Origin of the sequence: Burkholderia sp. AU39826, assembly GCF_020419965.1 — a bacterium.
Taxonomy (GTDB): domain Bacteria; phylum Pseudomonadota; class Gammaproteobacteria; order Burkholderiales; family Burkholderiaceae; genus Burkholderia; species Burkholderia semiarida.
On record NZ_JAIZQG010000050.1, the window covers coordinates 1 to 816 of the forward strand.

Below are 816 nucleotides of genomic sequence, written 5' to 3' on the forward strand. Positions count from 1 at the left end.
GCGCTCGACAACCTGGCGTGGTGGCGGATGGTCGACCCGGACGGCAACTGGCTCGAAGTCACGCGCCACGAGCACAACCAGGGCAAGATCCACGACATCGCGGTCGCGCGCTTCGAGCTGAAGTGGTTCGACGGCGCGTACGCGCCGGGCGAGAAGCTGCTGAAGACCGAGATGCTCGAGATCGAAGGCCGGCGCTTTCGCAAGGAAGGGCTCGGCAAGGACGTCACCGACAAGTTCCTCGCCGGCCTGCCGGGCGTGCAGAAGGAAGGCTGCGACGGGCTGATCACGTCCGCGCGCTGGGTGCTGCACAAGATGCCCGCGCACACGCGCACCGTCTGCCTCGAATTCTTCGGCCAGGCGCGCGAGGCGATCCCGAGCATCGTCGAGATCAAGGACTACCTGTTCGAGACGTCGAAGCAGGGCGGCGCGATCCTCGCGGGCCTCGAGCACCTCGACGAGCGCTACCTGCGTGCGGTCGGCTACGCGACCAAGAGCAAGCGCAATGCGTTCCCGAAGATGGTGCTGATCGGCGACATCGTCGGCGACGACGCCGACGCGGTCGCGCACGCGACGTCCGAAGTGATCCGGATGGCGAACGGCAAGAGCGGCGAAGGCTTCGTCGCGGTCAGCGCGGAGGCGCGCAAGCGCTTCTGGCTGGACCGCAGCCGCACGGCGGCGATCGCGAAGCACACGAACGCGTTCAAGATCAACGAGGACGTCGTGATCCCGCTGAACCGGATGGGCGAGTACACCGACGGCATCGAGCGGATCAACATCGAGCTGTCGCTGAAGAACAAGCTGCAGCTGGTCGACGCG

General features: G+C 66.5%; 1 protein-coding gene. It reads left to right on the forward strand.

The window, feature by feature from the left end:
• Positions 1-816: FAD-binding oxidoreductase (locus LGM42_RS32935; protein ID WP_319001470.1), on the forward strand; the 816-nt coding region annotated here is incomplete at both ends.